This is a genomic window from Marinobacter salinexigens, assembly GCF_008370345.1.
In the GTDB taxonomy this organism is placed as follows: domain Bacteria; phylum Pseudomonadota; class Gammaproteobacteria; order Pseudomonadales; family Oleiphilaceae; genus Marinobacter; species Marinobacter salinexigens.
The window spans coordinates 1-535 of the sequence record NZ_VTUU01000095.1; the positions used below are offsets into that span (position 1 = coordinate 1).

A 535-nucleotide genomic window follows, 5' to 3' on the forward strand; every position below is an offset into this window, starting at 1 on the left:
CCCGCGCGGAGGACCTGGCGGACGAGGTGGAGCGCATCCGCGCGGCCATGGGCTCGGACATCGACGTCAGCCTGGACTGCGCCGGGTTCAGCAAGACCATGTCGACGGCGCTGGAGGCGACGCGGCCCGGCGGGAAGGTGTGCCTGGTCGGGATGGGCCACAACGAGATGACGCTGCCGCTGACGGCGGCGGCGGCGCGGGAGGTGGACGTGGGGGGCGTGTTCCGGTACAAGGACACCTGGCCGCTGTGCATCGACTTCCTGCGCAGCGGCAAGGTGGACGTCAAGCCGCTCATCACCCACCGCTTCGGCTTCTCGCAGCGGGACGTGGAGGAGGCCTTCGAGGTCAGCGCCCGCGGCCGCGATGCCATAAAAGTCATGTTCAACCTCTAGGCGGGCAAGCCGCCTCCCTCTCGGTCCAGCCGTCTAGGCGCCGTCGCCGTTGCCGTATGCCCCTGCCCCCACCCAGGCCACAGCTCCTGGAATAAAAATGACAGAAAAGAAACTTTATAGTTCGATGAATGGGCAGTTTGCCG

Annotated in this window: 1 protein-coding gene; it reads left to right on the plus strand. The window is 66.7% G+C overall.

Going from position 1 to position 535, the window contains the following annotated elements; genetic code table 11:
* Positions 1 to 392, plus strand: a 392-nt coding sequence (locus tag FWJ25_RS20815) for a zinc-binding dehydrogenase (protein ID WP_149601886.1), incomplete at its 5' end; no start/stop codon positions are given.
* Positions 393 to 535 lie beyond the last annotated feature (143 nt).